Raw genomic sequence first — 14,834 nt, 5'->3', positions numbered from 1 at the left:
CGGCCTCCGCGACGCTTGCTAAACCAAGCCCGTCCCAGCCGATGGAGTCCCGCGTGATCTTTCCCGAATTCGATCCGGTCCTGTTCACGATCGGTCCGGTGGAGTTGTTCGGCCGCTCTATCGGCCTGCCCATCCGCTGGTACGCCCTGGCCTATGTGGCGGGCATCGTGCTGGGCTGGCGCTATGCGGTGATGCTGGCCAGGCGCACCAGCCTGTGGACGCCCCGCACGCCGCCCGTGTCGGGGCCGCAGATCGACGATCTGGTGCTGTGGGTGACTCTGGGCATCATCGGCGGCGGGCGTCTGGGCTATGTGCTGTTCTATCGCCCCGACCTGTTCGGCCAGATCTTCACCGGATCGGGCTTCGGCGAGCGTCTGGAGATTCTCCAGCTCTGGACCGGCGGCATGTCGTTCCACGGCGGCCTGATCGGCGTCGCCATCGCGCTGTTCTTCTTCGCGCGCAGCCAGAAGATCAATCCACTGTCGCTGGGCGACCTGATCGCGCCGGTGGCGCCCATCGGCCTGTTCTTCGGCCGCATCGCCAACTTCATCAACGGCGAGCTGTGGGGCCGCCCGACAGATGGCCCGCTGGGCGTCGTTTTCTGCAACGATCGCATCCTGCAGCTTTACGGCTATTGCCCCGCCGGTCTCGAACCGCGTCACGCCAGCCAGCTTTATGAAGCCTTGCTCGAGGGCCTGGTCCTGTTCGCCGTTCTGGTTCTGGCGGTCTGGAAATGGCGCCTGCTGGCCAAGCCCGGCTATGTCACCGGCATCTTCCTGCTTGGCTACGGCCTGTCGCGGGCGGTGCTGGAGACGGTGCGCGAGCCTGACACCCACATGCCGGACGCGCTGCAGGGCATGGTGACCATGGGCATGCTGCTATCCATTCCCATGATGCTGATCGGCGCCTGGCTGATCTGGCGGGCCTGGAGCCGACCGCCCGCGCAAGGGTGATCCCATGCCCCTGATCGACCGCCTGCGGCGCGAGATCGCCCTGACCGGACCCATGACGGTGGCGGACTATGTCACCCGCTGCCTGCATGACCCGCAGGACGGCTACTACGCTGCCCGGCCGAATCTGGGCGCGCGGGGCGACTTCATCACCGCGCCCCTGGTCAGCCAGATGTTCGGCGAGCTGATCGGCCTGTGGGCGGTGGAGGTCTGGACCCGCCTCGGCGCCCCGGACCGTTTCCGGCTGGTGGAGGTCGGGCCCGGCGACGGAACCCTGATGGACGACGCCCTGCGCGCCGCTCGCCTGGCCCCCGCCTTTCTGGAAGCCTGCGACCTTGTGCTGATCGAGCCCAGCGGCCCCTTGCGCGAGGCTCAGGCCCGGCGCCTGTCCGACCACGACCGCCAGCCGCGCTGGGTGAAGTCCCTGCAGGCCATCGAGACCGACGCCCCCGTCATCCTGATCGCCAACGAGGTGCTGGACTGTCTGCCGGCGCGCCAGTTCATGCGCACCGACACCGGCTGGGCCGAGCGGCGCGTGGGGCTGGACGACTCAGGCGGCCTGACCTTCGGCCTGACCGCGCCCAGCGCCGGCTTCGTCAAGCCCGCCTTCGACATCGCCCCCGGCCAGATCTTCGAGATTTCCGAGCAACAGGCCGCCTTCGGCCGCGACCTCGGCGCCCTGATCCGCGAGGCGTCCGGCGCCGCGCTTCTGATCGACTACGGCCGCGACCGGCCCGGTCCCGGCGACACCCTTCAGGCCCTGAAGCGGCACGAGAAGGTCGATCCCTTGTCGACGCCGGGCGAGGCCGACCTGACCCAGTGGGCCGACTTCCCGGTGGTTCTGGAGGCCGCCGTGCGGTCCGGCGCCGACGTCACCGGCTGTCGCGGCCAGGGCGATTTCCTGCGCGCCCTGGGCATCAAGACCCGTGCGCAGCGCCTCATGCAGTCCCGCCCTGACGCCGCGCCGGTGATCGAGCGCCAGCTGCATCGCCTGACCGCGCCGGACCAGATGGGCGACCTGTTCAAGGCCGCCTGCGTGTTTGCGCCCAAGAGCCTGCCCGTACCGGGCTTCGAGGTCTGAGATGGCCGGGCGCCTGATCCATCCCCTGCTGGACCTGCCCGGCGTGCGCCACGCCTTCTTCACCCGCAATGGCGGCGCCTCCACCGGCATCTACGACAGCCTGAACGTGGGGCTCGGGTCCAGCGATGACCCGGCGACCGTGCGTGAGAACCGCCGCCGCTGCGCCGCCGTGTTCGGCGCGGGGGAAGACCACCTGTTCACCGCCTACCAGATCCACTCGACCCTCATTCGCGTGGCTGAGGCGCCGTGGGGCGATCAGCGGCCGGAGGGCGACGGGGTGGTGACTGATCGCCCCGGCCTGGTCTGCGGAGTCCTCACGGCCGACTGCGCGCCGATCCTGCTGGCCGACCCTCACGCGCGGGTGGTCGGCGCGGTGCACGCGGGCTGGAAGGGCGCCCTGTCCGGCGTGGTCCACAGCGGCGTGGCGGCCATGCAGGCCCTGGGCGCCATTCCCGAGCGCATGGTCGCCGTGATCGGCCCCTGCATCGGGCCGGACAGCTATGAGGTGGGCGCGGACTTCCAGGAACGGTTCGAGCACCACGATCACGGCGCGGGGCGCTTCTTCCGGCCGGGGACGGCGCCGGACAAGCGCCTGTTCGACCTGCCCGGCTTCGTGTTGTGGCGGCTGGCCGAAGCGGGTGTGATTCAAGCGGTCTGGACCGGACACGACACCTGCACCGACGAGGCGCGCTTCTTCTCCAACCGCCGGGCCTTCAAGTGCGGCGAGCCGGACTTCGGCCGCCTGCTGTCCGCCATCAGCCTGACCGACTGAGCCCCTAGCCGGGCGTGTAATAGGTCGGCGACCCCGGTCCCACCGGCAGGCCGAAGCCGAACACCCACAGGAAGAACAGGATGGTCCAGGCGATGGTGAAGAAGATCGAATAGGGCAGCATCATCGCGATCATGGTGCCGATGCCCACGTCCTTGTTGTAGCGGGTCGCCCACGCCAGGATCAGCCCGAAATAGCTCATCATCGGGGTGATGATGTTGGTGGTGGAATCCCCGATCCGGTAAGCGGTCTGGATCACCTCGGGCGAGTAGCCGATCAGCATCAGCATGGGCACGAAGATGGGCGCGGTCATAGCCCACTGGGCCGAGGCTGACCCGATCATCAGGTTCACGAAACAGCAGATCAGGATGAAGCCGATGAACACCGCCGGCCCGGTCAGGCCGCTGTTCTGCAGGAAGGTGGCGCCGTTGACCGCCGTGATGGCCCCCAGATTCGACCAGCCGAAGAAGGCCACGAACTGCGCCGCGAAGAAGACGATCACCACATAGAGGCCCAGGGTCGATATGGCCGAGGCCATGCCGTCGATCACGTCCCGGTCGTTCTTCATGGTGCCGACCGTGCGGCCATAGGCGAAACCCACCACAAGGAAGAACAGCAGGATCCAGGTGACGAACCCGCTGAAGAACGGCGAGCGGATGCGGTCGCCGGTCACCGGATCCCGCAGCAGGCCCCAGTCGGGAACCAGCGTCAGGGCCATGACAGCAAAGACGCCCAGCACCGCCAGACCGGCCACCTTCAGACCCTTCTTCTCCTTGTCGGTCAGGGCGTCCATGGAGCCGCCCTTGAGGACCTCGGGGTCGGCCCTGGACTTGTCATAGGCGCCCAGCTTGGGCTCAACGATGTAGATGCTGACCAGCGAGCCGATGATGGTCACCAGGAACACGCTGACGACCATGAAGAAATAGCTGGCGGTCGCCGTCACCACATAGGCGGGATCGATCAGGCGGGCGGCCTCCTCTGTGATCCCGGCCAGCAGCGGGTCCACCGTGCCGATCAGAAGGTTGGCCGAATAGCCGCCGGACACCCCCGCGAAAGCCGCCGCCATGCCCGCCAGCGGGTGGCGTCCCAGCGAATAATAGACTGCCCCCGCCAGGGGGATGAGCACTACATAGCCCATCTCGGACGCGGTGTTGGACAGCACGCCCGCGAACACGATGGCCGCCGTCACAACCTTGGGCGAGGCGCCAAGCACGATGCCGCGCACCGCCGCTGACAACAGGCCCGAGCGTTCCGCAACCCCCACGCCCAGCATGGCCACCAGCACCACGCCCAGCGGGGCGAAGCTGGTGAAATTGCCCACAAGGCTGGTGAAGATGCGACGCAGCCCGTCGGCGGTCATCAGGCTGACCGCCCGGATCATGCCATCCTCGGATCGGCCGGACGCGCCAAGCGGCCGGGGATCCTCCACCGCCACGCCCATGGCCCCGAACAGGCCGGACAGCAGCACGATGGCTACGGCCAGCAGGAAGAACAGGGTCACCGGATGCGGCAGGCAGTTGCCCAGCCACTCCACCCCGTCGAGGAAGCGGGTGAAGGCGTTGCGCTTGCCCGGAGGCGGCCCGCCGGGAGGGGTTGAACCATTGGGCGTGGCCGGCGTGGCGTCGGTCATCAAGCGTCCATGTTCTATAGGGTCGGGCGGGGGCTGACCGGCCCAAACCCGTCCTGAAGCCCCCATGTCGAGGCGCACTTTCAGCCGACCCGGGACGGAAAGTCCAGCCATGCGGTGGTCTTGAGGGCGCCGGTCCTGTTATGACCCGGCCTGCACCCCACTCCCCCTGCACGTCCCTGACGGAGCCCCATGCCCGCCCTCGACGCCCTGCGCGCCCGGATCGCCGAGTATCCGATGCTGGAAACAGCCATCGGCCTTGTCCTGCTGATTCTTGCCGCCCTGCTGATCGACTGGCTGGTGCGTCACGTCCTGCTGCGGATCGGTCAGAAGGCGCTGAAGACGGTCGGGCTTGATGACGAGGCGGAGCCCATGGCGCCGGTGGCCCACCGCCTGGCGCGCATCGCCCCTGCCCTTGTGATCTACAACGGCGTGACCGCGATCCCGAATCTGGCCCCGGCCGCGACGACGGTGATCCAGAACGTAGCCTCGGCCTTCATCATCCTGACCGTGGTGCTGGCCGTGGCCGGAGGGCTGGACGTGATCAACAGCGCCTGGGCCCGCCGCGCCGAGTCCGTGAACCGGCCCATCAAGGGCTACATCCAGGTGGTCAAGATCCTGCTCTATGCGATCGCCGCCATCCTGGTCATCGCCACCCTGATCGAGCGTTCGCCCCTGCTGCTGCTGTCCGGTCTGGGCGCCATGGCGGCGGTGCTGATGCTGGTGTTCAAGGACACCATCCTGTCGCTGGTCGCCTCGGTGCAGCTGACCTCCAACGACATGGTGCGCATCGGCGACTGGATCGAGGCGCCCCAGATGAACGCCGACGGCGACGTCATCGACATCGCCCTGCACACGGTGAAGGTCCAGAATTTCGACAAGACCATAACCACCATCCCCACCTGGAAGCTGGTCACAGAGAGCTACAAGAACTGGCGGGGCATGAGCGAGTCCGGCGGGCGGCGCATCAAGCGCAGCCTGCTGATCGATCAGAACAGCGTCCGGTTCCTGACCGACGACGAACGGCAGGCCCTGTGCCGGTTCGCCCTCATCGACGACTATCTCGGGCAAAAGCGCGAGGAGCTGGAGGACTGGAACAACAAGCTGATCGAGGCGGGCCGCGATCCGGTCAACACCCGCCGCGTCACCAACATCGGCACCTTCCGCGCCTATGTGGGATCATATCTGGGCAACCACCCGCGCGTGCACGCCCACGGGATGACCCTGCTGGTGCGCCAGCTTGATCCCACGCCCGAGGGGCTTCCGCTGGAGATCTACTGTTTCGCCACCACCACAAACTGGGCGGAATACGAGGGGATCCAGGCGGACATCTTTGACCACCTGATCGCCATCCTGCCCGAGTTCGGCCTGCGCCTGTTCCAGCAGCCCAGCGGGCTGGACCTGTCGGGCGCCCTGGCCAGACGGGAGCTGGATCAGGCCTCCCCGTCGTCCTTGAAATAGGGCTCCACCGGGCCCTGCAGCTTGACGGTCAGCTGGTTGCCCTTGCGGTCCACGCGGTTGCCGACGGCGAGGCGAACCCAGCCTTCGGACACGCAGTATTCCTCGACATTGGTCTTCTCCTCGCCCTTGAAACGGATGCCGACCCCGCGCGCGAGCATGGCCTCGTCATGGTGCGGGCTGGCGGGATTGACGGACAGGCGGTCGGGAGGCGTTTCGGACATGGCGGCTCTTTTCGGCGGTTCTGTGAGCGCCGTTTAGCCGAGCCGGCGCCGGATCGAAAGGGCCTTGCCTACTGCACGGTCTGGCGGGCCGGTTCGGTGCGCGCGGGGGCCTCGCCCTCGGTCCCATAGGGCTGGGGTCCGGGCGGGGGCGCGGGCGGGGTCTGGGCCTCGGCCCGGGCCTGCGGACGCGCGGCGGGGCGAGGAGCCGGCTGGGGCGCGGACTCGGCGGCCTGGGCCGTGCGCGTGGGCTGGGGCGCGGGCTCGTTCTGGACGGCGGCCTGGGTGCGGGCGGCCAGCTCCTCGGCTTCATAGCGGTCGGCGAGCTTCTCGGTCAGTTCGCGGGCCTGGGCGGGCGGCATCTGGGCCATGATCGCGGCCAGGGCGCGCGGACGCATGGCCTGCGCCACCGGCAGTCGCACCGAATCGGCCAGGGTGTTGAACACCGCCGCCGCCTCACGCGGACGCATGGCCTGATAGACCTGGACCAGCCGGTTGATCTCGACCTCCTCGCGCTCGTCGGCCTGACCCAGCATGCCTTCCAGTTCGGCCTTGATCGCGTTCAGTTCGGCGATTCGCTCGTCCAGCTTCTGCTCGGCGGCCGCCATCAGGGGCAGCATGGTGGCGAAGTCCGTATCGCGGGCGTCCAGCTGGTCGCGCCGGGCCGACAGGCTCTGGATGATGCGCAGTTCGGCCGGCGAGATGCCCGCCTGCTCCGCCAGCTGCTCTTCCGAGAGGGCGCAAACCGCGGGGGCCGAGGCGATGGTCGGCAGGGCCACGTCCCCGGCGGCGACCACGCCTTCCTGGGCCCAGGCCTGGGCGCCCTGGAACAGGTCGGGCGCAAGCCCCACCGCCCGCACGGCGACAATGCCGCCCACGGCGATGGCGATCAGGGGCAGGATGCGGGGCATCTTCATCAGGCGGGCTTTCCGGAAATCAGGCGGCGAACAGGTCTTCGTCCAGCTTACGCCGGGCGCGGTTCAGGCTTTGTTGAGCAGTTTGGTTAGCGGCCAGGGCCTGAAGGATCATGGAGGCGCGCTCTGCGGCCTGCTCGGGGGCCGGATCGGCGGCTTTGGCGGCCGGCTGGACCCCGGACTCAAGCTGGCGCTGCTGAACCACCGGCGCAGGCTCGGGGCGAGCCGCCGGTTCGGCGCGCTTCGGTGCGTTGGCCATCAGCGCCTCCAGCTCCGCCTTCAACTGGCGTCCCTTGACGATGCGGTCGTGCAGAAGATCGGTGTCCTGCCCCGCCGATTTCAGCGCCATCAGGGCGTTCTCGGCCTTTCCGGCTGCGGCGTTCAGCTCGCTCACAGCCCTTGCGAACTCGGCCTGCCCGTTGCGCAGGGCCGCCAGCTTCCGTTCCAGCCGGATGCCGAAGGCCACGGCTCCGATCAGCAGCAGCATAAGGACGCCGTCCAGGATCAATCCGGTCGCGCTCATCGTCTTCCTCCGGTCAGTCGGCTGGCGGTTTCAACGCTGATGGGCCGCTCCACGCGCACGGCGATGTGCTGACCCTTGCGGCCCATGCGGCCTGTGGTCACCGGGATCGAGCCGCAGCGCACGCTGACCTCGCTGTCGGGTCCAGCGTTCAGCATCAGGGTGTCGCCCACCTTCAGGTCCAGAACCTTCTGGAGCGGCATCTGCTGCTCCTCCAGCACGGCGCGGACCTCGGTCTCGGTGGTCCAGAGCTCGGTGGCCAGGTGGCTTTCCCAGATGTTGTCGCGCCCGAACTTCTCGCCCATGAACTGCTGCAGCAGCATCTTGCGGATGGGCTCCAGCGTCGAATAGGGCAGCAGCAGCTCCACCCGGCCGCCGCGATCCTCCATGTCGATGCGCAGCTTGACCAGGATGGCGGCGTTGGCGGGCCGCGCAATGGCGGCGAAACGGGGATTGGTCTCCAGCCGGTCCAGGTTGAAATGAACCGGCGTCAGGGGCTCGAACGCCGCCTGGGCGTCGGCCAGGATCACCTCGATCATGCGCTGGACCAGCATCCGCTCGATGGTGGTGTAGGGCCGCCCCTCGATGCGCAGGGCCGCGGTGCCCCGGCGGCCGCCCAGCAGCACGTCCACGATCGAATAAATCAGGTTGGAGTCGACCGTCAGCAGGCCGTAGTTGTCCAGCTCCTCGGCCCGGAACACCGCCAGGATCGCCGGCAGCGGGATCGAGTTCAGATAGTCCCCGAAGCGGATCGAACTGATGTTGTCGAGGCTCACCTCCACATTGTCCGAGGTGAAATTGCGCAGGGACGTCGTCATCAACCGCACCAGGCGGTCGAAGACGATCTCCAGCATCGGCAGGCGCTCGTAGCTGACCAGCGCCGAGTTGATGATGGCGCGGATGCCGGACCGGTCCGACCCGTCGTCCTCGCCCAGGTCGAAGCCCAGCAGGCTGTCGATCTCGTCCTGGTTGAGGACGCGTTCTGACAGGCCGGCTTCACCGCCGTCCTCGGCCGTTTCCGTTTGCGCTTCCGTGTCCACGGTGTCGACGTCACTCATGGCCTACTGCACCAGCATTTCTTCGATGAGCACGGCGTCCACATGGCCCGGCGCAGCGATCAGATTGACCCGGCGCAGCAGTTCCTGGCGCAGCTGGTGACTTCCCGCCGAACCCGCCAGCTCCTCGGGACGCAGCTCGCGCAGATAGCCCTGGAACATGTCCTGCAGGCGCGGCGCCTCGGCTTGCAGCGTCTGGGCGAGGTGGGCGTCCTCCATCTCCAGGGTCAGCTTCAGCTTCAGGAAGGTGGGACGCCCGTCCGGGGACTGGATGTTCACCACCATGTCCGGGAGGGTGAAGAAGGTCACGCCGTCCGGTCCCGCCGCAATGGTTCCGGCGCCGCCGGCCGCATCGCTCGGCGCACCGTGACCCCCGCCGCCCTTCTTGGCGGGCGGGGGCGGCGGCGAAGCATGCGCCTCGTCCCCCGAGGCCTCGGCGGAACCCGGCTGCATCAGGAAGAAGGCGGCCGCCCCCCCGCCCAGCAGCACCACCGCCGCGGCCGCGCCGATGATCAGCAGCATGGGGAGCTTCTTCTTGCCGGCCGCGCCTTCGCCCTCGGCCGCATCGCCGCCCTCGGCTGGTGCGTCGGTGGTGGCGGGCAGGCCCGCGTCCTTCTTTTTCTTGCCGAACTTCAGCATGTCTTCAGACGCCCCGCGGTCGGCGAATCCCGACCAGTCGATTCCAGCCTCCAGATGACGCGGGTTTGGTTAACGAGGCGTTCATAACCGGCAATTTCTGCCGGGCGGCGAGGGCTCTGATCCGCCCCAATCCCTTATGCGGCAAGGATTAACCCTGTTGGCCCGCCCCTTGCTCGGGACTGGAGGCAAGGAGTCGCCCGTGGAAAACGCCGCCTATGTCGCCCTGTCCCGCCAGATGACGCTTCGTCGCGAGCTGGACATCGTCGCCAACAACATCGCCAACGCCGACACCACCGGCTTCAAGGTGGAGCAGCTGATGGTCGGAACCGAGATCGGTCAGCGGGCGCGCAACCATGGCATTCGCCCCTCGGCCAGCTTCGTGCTGGACAACGGCGTGGGCCGCGATTTCGGCCAGGGCGCCCTCAGCCAGACCGGCCGCACCCTGGACTTCGCCATCGAGGGCGAAGGCGCCTTCTTCACCGTCGACGACGGGAATGGCGAGGCCTACACCCGCGACGGGGGTTTCACCCTGGACCCGGAAGGCCGCCTGACCACACAGGCCGGGGCCGCGGTTCTGGGTGACGGGGGCGAGATCATGCTGAACCCCGCGCTCGGGACCCCGACCGTGGCCGAGGACGGCACCATCACCCAGGACGGTCAGGTCACCGGCCGTCTCACCGTGGTGCGGTTCGCCCTGCTGTCGGTTCTCGAGAAGGGCGGCGACGGCCTTTACCGCAACACCGCCAACGAAGCGCCCCTCGAAGCCAATGACGTCCAGATCCGCCAGGGAATGCTGGAGGGCTCAAACGTCAACGCCATCCTCGAGATCACCAACCTCATCGAGATCAGCCGCGCCTACGAGCGGGCGTCGAAGATGATCGAAAACCAGAATGACCTGTCCCGACGCGCCGTCGAGCGCCTCGGACGCGTGAACTAAAGGAGAAGCCGACCATGAGAGCTCTCAGAACCGCCGCCTCCGGCATGCTGGCCCAGCAGCTGAACGTTGAGGTCATCTCCAACAACATCGCCAACATGAACACGGTGGGCTTCAAGCGACAGCGCGCCGAGTTCCAGGACCTGCTGTACCAGAACGTCGAGCGCATGGGGGCCCAGTCCTCGGCCCAGGGCACCGTGGTCCCCACCGGCATCCAGATCGGCGCCGGTGTGAAGGCCGGCAGCGTCTACCGCATCATGACCCAGGGCTCGCCCACCCAGACCGGCAACACCTACGATCTGGCCATCGACGGGCGCGGCTATTTCCAGGTGACCATGCCCTCGGGCGAGATCGCCTACACCCGCGCCGGCAACTTCTCGGTCAATCAGGAAGGCCTGCTGGTCACCGACGACGGCTACCAGGTGGAGCCCGCTATCGCCATCCCGCAGGAGGCGGTGGACGTTTCCATCTCCCGCGCCGGTCAGGTCCAGGTGATTCTGGACGGCGAGGCCGAGCCCCAGGTCGTGGGCCAGCTGGAGATCGCCACCTTCTTCAACGAGGCGGGCCTGGAGGCCATCGGTGACAACCTGCTGCTGGAGACCGCCGCGTCGGGCCCAGCCACCATCGGCGCGCCCGGCGACATCGGCTATGGGCAACTTCTGCAGGGCTATACCGAAGCCTCCAATGTGGACGCGGTGAGCGAAATCACCGCCCTGATCGTGGCCCAGCGCGCCTACGAGATGAACTCGAAGGTCATCTCCACCGCCGACGAAATGCTCAGCGTCTCCGCCCAGGTGAAATCATGATGAGAGCCGCCTATCGCCGCCCGGCCTTCGAGGTGATGCCGCCCCGCCGCCGCGTCCGGATCGGCATGGGCGCCAGCGCCGCCCTCGCCGCCCTGATCATCGCGGTGGTCGCCGCCACCCCGGCCCTGTCCAGCCCCGTCAGCCTGTCCGCCAGCCCCGTGGATGACGATGGCTTCATCACCCTGGGCGAACTGTTCGACGGCGCCGGTTCGGCCTCGTCCGTGGTCGTCGCCCGGCGCAGCGGGCCCACCGCGGTGCTCGACGCCGCCCAGATCCAGGCCGCGGCGGCCCGCTCTGGCCTGTACTGGAGCAACCCCAACGGCCTGCGCCGCATCGTGGTGCGACAAGGATCGGCGAGCCCCGCCCTGACCCAGACGTCCGCCGCCGCAGGACGCCCCGGCGCGACGGTCGAGGTTCTGACCTACGCCCGCAGCCTCGCTTCCGGCGATGTGGTCCAGCCCGAGGACGTGGTCTGGTCCCAGGTCCAGGCCCATCAGGCGCCCGCCGGCGCGCCGCAGGATGCGGAGAGCGTCATCGGCCTGTCGGCCCGTCGCGCCATGCGCGCCGGAACCCCGGTTCAGAGCCGCGACCTGACGTCGCCCCAGGTGATCGCGCGCGGCGACATGGTCCAGGTCGCCTTCATCTCCGGCGGCGTCAGCCTGACCGTCACCGGCCGCGCCACCCGCAACGCCGCCCTGGGCGAGGCCGTGGTGGTCACCAACATCGAATCCGGACGCGCCATCGACGCGGTGGCGGTCGGTCCCGGCCAGGCCGTGACCGGTCCTGCCGCCCAGGCCGCCCGCGCCAATCCCCAACAATTCGCCGCCCTGCGCTAGAGGAATCCCGTCATGCGTAAAGCCCTCGCCGCCATCATCCCCCTGGCCCTGCTGGGCGCCTGCTCCACCGCCATGGAGGCCGTGCGCGGCCCCGAACTGGCGCCGATGGGCTATCCCGCCGCCCTGGTGCCGGTGAACCAGCAGATCCTGCCTACGCCCGAGGCGCGCCCCGCCTCGGCCAACTCCATCTGGCGCTCGGGCTCGCGCACCTTCTTCGGCGACCAGCGCGCCCGCAACGTCGGCGACATCCTGACCGTCGCCATCGACATCCGCGACAGGGCCCAGACCCAGAACTCGACCCAGCGCAGCCGGTCCAACGAGATCAACTCGGGCGTCACCAACTTCTTCGGGCTCGAGGCCGAAGCCGCAAACGCCATCGGCGGGGCCTTCGACCCCTCGGCCCTGATCGGCTTCGGCGGCGGCTCCACCTCGTCCGGCTCGGGCAGCGTCAGCCGCTCCGAGAACATCAGCGTCACGGTCGCCGCGGTGGTCACGGCGGTCATGCCCAACGGCAACATGGTCATCCAGGGTCGGCAGGAAGTGCGCACCAACCGCGAGGTCCGCGAACTCACCGTCGCCGGCATCGTGCGTCCGGAAGATATTTCCTCGGCCAACGTCATCCGTCACGACCAGATCGCCGAGGCCCGCATCCACTACGGCGGCCGCGGCGACATCAGCCGCGTCCAGGCCGCTCCCGCCGCCCAGTCTCTGGTGGAGCGTTTCAACCCGTTCTGACCGCCTGAAAACGGCTCAGCTTCCGTTCATGTTCGACCTGTCACGCTTCGACGATCGATGAACGCTGGAAGCTGAGCCGTGAACTGTTCCCGGCCCTCCGCGTTCTGATCGGCGGAGGCAGTTAACAGTATGTTCAAGGTTCTCATTCCCGCCGCCGGTTTCCTGGGTCTCGTGGCCCTGGCCGCCCAGCCCGCTTCGTCCGCGTATGAAGCCCAGCAGGACGTCCAGCCCATGGGCTGGCACCTGCATCAGGAAGGCTCCATGGCCAAGCTGGCCTATGGCGTGGCCAATTCCGACCAGCTGGCCCTGATGATGACCTGTGATCCCGGGGATCGCAGCGCGGTGATCTATGGGGATGTTCAGCCCAATTCCCCTCGCCTGATGCGCGCCTCTGTCAGCTATTCAGAGCCCGATCCGCTGTCAGGCGGCGAAGCCTATGAAACCCGCATCGCCCTGAACGACGCGGCCCTGATCAATCTGGTCGAGCGCGGCGCCCTGCACGTGGAGGGTGCGGCCGGCGCTTTCACCTTGCCGGCCACGGAGGCCGAGCGCCTCACGGTTTCGCGATTCCTCGGCTATTGCGCTTCGGACCGCGCCTGATCACTGTCGGTTCAGGATACGGGGGCGTTGAACCATGACCGCATGGCTGTTGATGGTTGCGGCGCTCGCCGGCCAGTCGTCTGGCCCGTCGCCCGAGCAGGCGCGCTGGACCTGGACCCTCTACGACTCCGGTGACGGCGGCCGGGTCGTTCTGGCCAACGAGATCCCCGACACGCCCAGCCTGCGCGCCACCCTGGAGTGCGATCCGGGCAGCGGTGCGGTTTTGATCTCGGTCTTCGACCGCGAAGGCGCCGACGCCGGCTATGTCTCGATCCGCTCGGGTCAGGCCTCCACGGCGTCCCAGGGCGAACTGGCCGACGAGGGGGACACCACCCGCCTGACCGCCTCGATGCGCATGGAGCACCCGGTCTTCGCCGCCTTCCTGGAAACCCGCACCCTGGCCCTGCATCAGGGCGAGAACCGCTGGACGGTGCGCGTAGGTGCACGGCACACCGCCCTGCTGAACGACTTCGCCGCAGCCTGCGGCGGCTGACACCGGAGGCCCCATGAAAGCCCTCAATACCCTGATCGCCGCATCGTCCGTGCTGGTCCTGGCCGCCTGCGCCTCGGTGGAGACGCCGACGCCGGAACCCTGGGTGCGTCCGGAAAGCCCCGCACCGACGCCCATTTCCGGATACGACTGGCACTTCAACCGCCATTCCGACGGCGCGGCCCTGGCCTATGGCGTCGCGGAAAGCGACGACGTGCGCCTCAGCCTGCACTGTGAAACCGGAACGCCCGGCCTGATGCTCTACAAGGATGTGGAGGACGGGGCCGAGCCGGTCATGCATCTGGAATCCGGCGGCGAGACCGAGCGCTTCCCTGCCGAGACCCAGCCGTCCATGCTCAGCGACGGGGTCATCCTCAGCGCCACGGCCGATCCGTCCCACCCCGTGTTCCAGCGTTTCCGCCGCGTCGGCTGGATCGCCTCCTGGGTCGGCGAGCGCCGCGAAGCCTACGCCGCCCACGCCGGCTCCGAGGCCGCCGTCGAAAGCTTCTTCTCCGCCTGCGGCTAAACGGCCCGTGTCCGTGAGAATGAAAAAGCTTCACAACATTCTTGGCTACATCACAGCTGCGTCATTCTTTCTGTGCGTTTATATCTACGAACGCAGCTCTTTTATAAAAACGGATATAACCAAATACACTGTATACATATACAATCCCGGGCCTCGATATGTTCCGTCTGATTTTGCAATAGTATTTTACACAACATATGTATTGATTTTTGTTTTATTTATATCGGCTTTTATAGTGAATAATCGAAACGATACTGACTCACACAGTAGCGAACCCGGGGGATAGCGGTCGATACAATGAACCTTGCTGACAGCTACGACAGCGTGCCATTCCCCGTAGCGCACTAACCCACCGCCCCCACACACCCCTCCGGCCCGCCCGGCGCGATGCGTGCGTCGGTCAGGGCCAGGGTCCAGCCGTGGTGGGTGTGCAGACCCCATCGGCGGGCGCCTGCGCCGTCGCCTGCATCGCCGCCTGCGGACACCACCACGCGCCGCCCGCCCGGCAGGGCCGCCGGGTCGATGGGCCCGACCGCGAACGCCGACGGGGCCTCGCCGCCGAAGCCCTCGAACACGCTCAGGTGCGCCCATTCCTTGCGCAGCCCGATCCACCATGGGGTGTCGTTGTTCACCGCCAGCACGGCCACGCCGCCGCCGTCCGAGGCGAAGCGCA

At 67.8% G+C, this 14,834-nt stretch carries 17 protein-coding genes and 1 pseudogene; 11 read left to right on the top strand and 7 right to left on the bottom strand.

Annotation, left to right across the window (positions count from 1 at the left end):
- The first annotated feature begins 53 nt into the window (after positions 1-53).
- From lgt to pgeF, 3 genes are read left to right on the top strand one after another with little or no spacing between them, the layout of a single operon-like run.
- Positions 54-953 carry a prolipoprotein diacylglyceryl transferase gene (gene lgt / locus C0461_RS03415; RefSeq protein WP_292103958.1) on the top strand — a complete coding sequence of 300 codons (900 nt, stop codon included), beginning with the start codon at positions 54-56 and terminating at the stop codon, positions 951-953.
- Between the two features lie 4 nt (positions 954-957).
- A complete protein-coding gene (locus C0461_RS03410; RefSeq protein WP_292103957.1) occupies positions 958-2,031 on the top strand; it encodes an SAM-dependent methyltransferase in 1,074 nt (357 codons plus the stop codon).
- A 1-nt stretch (position 2,032) separates the two neighbouring features.
- A complete protein-coding gene (gene pgeF / locus C0461_RS03405; protein ID WP_292103956.1) occupies positions 2,033-2,803 on the top strand; it encodes a peptidoglycan editing factor PgeF in 771 nt (256 codons plus the stop codon).
- Between the two features lie 4 nt (positions 2,804-2,807).
- On the opposite strand, the gene C0461_RS03400 is transcribed toward pgeF, so the two are convergent.
- Positions 2,808-4,430 carry an AbgT family transporter gene (locus tag C0461_RS03400; RefSeq protein WP_292103955.1) on the bottom strand — a complete coding sequence of 541 codons (1,623 nt, stop codon included), beginning with the start codon at positions 4,428-4,430 and terminating at the stop codon, positions 2,808-2,810.
- A 189-nt stretch (positions 4,431-4,619) separates the two neighbouring features.
- Between C0461_RS03400 and C0461_RS03395 the strand changes: the two genes are divergently transcribed.
- Positions 4,620-5,888 carry a mechanosensitive ion channel family protein gene (locus tag C0461_RS03395; protein WP_292103954.1) on the top strand — a complete coding sequence of 423 codons (1,269 nt, stop codon included), beginning with the start codon at positions 4,620-4,622 and terminating at the stop codon, positions 5,886-5,888.
- On the opposite strand, the gene C0461_RS03390 is transcribed toward C0461_RS03395, so the two are convergent.
- The 5 genes from C0461_RS03390 to C0461_RS03370 form a co-directional block, all read right to left on the bottom strand.
- Entirely contained in the window at positions 5,861-6,109 is a 249-nt protein-coding gene (locus C0461_RS03390) for a DUF3297 family protein (protein ID WP_021696890.1), read from the bottom strand. The two genes, C0461_RS03395 and C0461_RS03390, sit on opposite strands and share 28 nt — an antisense overlap.
- A gap of 68 nt (positions 6,110-6,177) precedes the next feature.
- The gene (locus tag C0461_RS03385; RefSeq protein WP_292103953.1) at positions 6,178-7,023 is read right to left on the bottom strand and encodes a hypothetical protein; all 846 of its coding nucleotides are present in this window, start codon (positions 7,021-7,023) and stop codon (positions 6,178-6,180) included.
- 19 nt (positions 7,024-7,042) lie between these two features.
- The gene (locus C0461_RS03380; protein ID WP_292103952.1) at positions 7,043-7,543 is read right to left on the bottom strand and encodes a DUF6468 domain-containing protein; all 501 of its coding nucleotides are present in this window, start codon (positions 7,541-7,543) and stop codon (positions 7,043-7,045) included.
- On the bottom strand, positions 7,540-8,598 hold the full coding sequence (gene fliM, locus C0461_RS03375) for a flagellar motor switch protein FliM (RefSeq protein WP_292103951.1): 1,059 nt from the start codon (positions 8,596-8,598) through the stop codon (positions 7,540-7,542). Before fliM ends, C0461_RS03380 begins: the two co-directional genes overlap by 4 nt.
- Positions 8,599-8,601: 3 nt before the next feature.
- Positions 8,602-9,234, bottom strand: a complete 633-nt coding sequence (locus C0461_RS03370; RefSeq protein WP_292103950.1) for a flagellar basal body-associated FliL family protein — start codon at positions 9,232-9,234, stop codon at positions 8,602-8,604.
- A 199-nt stretch (positions 9,235-9,433) separates the two neighbouring features.
- On the opposite strand from C0461_RS03370, the gene flgF reads away from it, so the two are divergent.
- The 7 genes from flgF (at position 9,434) to C0461_RS03335 (ending at position 14,161) form a co-directional block, all read left to right on the top strand.
- Positions 9,434-10,171 carry a flagellar basal-body rod protein FlgF gene (flgF, locus tag C0461_RS03365; RefSeq protein ID WP_292103949.1) on the top strand — a complete coding sequence of 246 codons (738 nt, stop codon included), beginning with the start codon at positions 9,434-9,436 and terminating at the stop codon, positions 10,169-10,171.
- Between the two features lie 14 nt (positions 10,172-10,185).
- Complete coding sequence (flgG, locus tag C0461_RS03360) at positions 10,186-10,974, top strand: flagellar basal-body rod protein FlgG (RefSeq protein ID WP_021696884.1); 789 nt, start codon at positions 10,186-10,188, stop codon at positions 10,972-10,974.
- 65 nt (positions 10,975-11,039) lie between these two features.
- Positions 11,040-11,810 (top strand): flagellar basal body P-ring formation chaperone FlgA, encoded by a 771-nt coding sequence (flgA, locus tag C0461_RS03355; protein WP_363377477.1) that lies wholly within the window; start codon positions 11,040-11,042, stop codon positions 11,808-11,810.
- Positions 11,811-11,822: 12 nt separating this feature from the next.
- The gene (flgH, locus tag C0461_RS03350) at positions 11,823-12,545 is read left to right on the top strand and encodes a flagellar basal body L-ring protein FlgH (RefSeq protein WP_292103944.1); all 723 of its coding nucleotides are present in this window, start codon (positions 11,823-11,825) and stop codon (positions 12,543-12,545) included.
- Positions 12,546-12,674: 129 nt separating this feature from the next.
- Positions 12,675-13,145 (top strand): hypothetical protein, encoded by a 471-nt coding sequence (locus C0461_RS03345; protein WP_292103942.1) that lies wholly within the window; start codon positions 12,675-12,677, stop codon positions 13,143-13,145.
- Between the two features lie 34 nt (positions 13,146-13,179).
- Positions 13,180-13,638: a hypothetical protein gene (locus C0461_RS03340; RefSeq protein WP_292103940.1), complete on the top strand. Its 459-nt coding sequence runs from the start codon at positions 13,180-13,182 to the stop codon at positions 13,636-13,638.
- A 13-nt stretch (positions 13,639-13,651) separates the two neighbouring features.
- Complete coding sequence (locus tag C0461_RS03335; RefSeq protein ID WP_292103938.1) at positions 13,652-14,161, top strand: hypothetical protein; 510 nt, start codon at positions 13,652-13,654, stop codon at positions 14,159-14,161.
- Positions 14,162-14,505: 344 nt separating this feature from the next.
- Here the strand turns inward: C0461_RS03335 and C0461_RS03330 are convergent.
- Positions 14,506-14,834 (bottom strand): annotated as a pseudogene (locus C0461_RS03330) (chorismate mutase); the annotation flags it as partial.

This window comes from Brevundimonas sp. (assembly GCF_013823285.1).
GTDB lineage: Bacteria > Pseudomonadota > Alphaproteobacteria > Caulobacterales > Caulobacteraceae > Brevundimonas.
This window is presented reverse-complemented; position numbering and strand designations above follow the sequence as displayed.

Bases quoted from the DNA above. Each gene is read 5' to 3' on its own strand.
- C0461_RS03410 (WP_292103957.1), top strand. From the start codon at position 958: ATGCCCCTGATCGACCGCCTGCGGCGCGAGATCGCCCTGACCGGACCC.
- pgeF (WP_292103956.1), top strand. From the start codon at position 2,033: ATGGCCGGGCGCCTGATCCATCCCCTGCTGGACCTGCCCGGCGTGCGC.
- C0461_RS03400 (WP_292103955.1), bottom strand. From the start codon at position 4,430: ATGACCGACGCCACGCCGGCCACGCCCAATGGTTCAACCCCTCCCGGC.
- C0461_RS03395 (WP_292103954.1), top strand. From the start codon at position 4,620: ATGCCCGCCCTCGACGCCCTGCGCGCCCGGATCGCCGAGTATCCGATG.
- C0461_RS03390 (WP_021696890.1), bottom strand. From the start codon at position 6,109: ATGTCCGAAACGCCTCCCGACCGCCTGTCCGTCAATCCCGCCAGCCCG.
- C0461_RS03385 (WP_292103953.1), bottom strand. From the start codon at position 7,023: ATGAAGATGCCCCGCATCCTGCCCCTGATCGCCATCGCCGTGGGCGGC.
- C0461_RS03380 (WP_292103952.1), bottom strand. From the start codon at position 7,543: ATGAGCGCGACCGGATTGATCCTGGACGGCGTCCTTATGCTGCTGCTG.
- fliM (WP_292103951.1), bottom strand. From the start codon at position 8,598: ATGAGTGACGTCGACACCGTGGACACGGAAGCGCAAACGGAAACGGCC.
- C0461_RS03370 (WP_292103950.1), bottom strand. From the start codon at position 9,234: ATGCTGAAGTTCGGCAAGAAAAAGAAGGACGCGGGCCTGCCCGCCACC.
- flgG (WP_021696884.1), top strand. From the start codon at position 10,186: ATGAGAGCTCTCAGAACCGCCGCCTCCGGCATGCTGGCCCAGCAGCTG.
- flgA (WP_363377477.1), top strand. From the start codon at position 11,040: ATGGGCGCCAGCGCCGCCCTCGCCGCCCTGATCATCGCGGTGGTCGCC.
- flgH (WP_292103944.1), top strand. From the start codon at position 11,823: ATGCGTAAAGCCCTCGCCGCCATCATCCCCCTGGCCCTGCTGGGCGCC.
- C0461_RS03345 (WP_292103942.1), top strand. From the start codon at position 12,675: ATGTTCAAGGTTCTCATTCCCGCCGCCGGTTTCCTGGGTCTCGTGGCC.
- C0461_RS03340 (WP_292103940.1), top strand. From the start codon at position 13,180: ATGACCGCATGGCTGTTGATGGTTGCGGCGCTCGCCGGCCAGTCGTCT.
- C0461_RS03335 (WP_292103938.1), top strand. From the start codon at position 13,652: ATGAAAGCCCTCAATACCCTGATCGCCGCATCGTCCGTGCTGGTCCTG.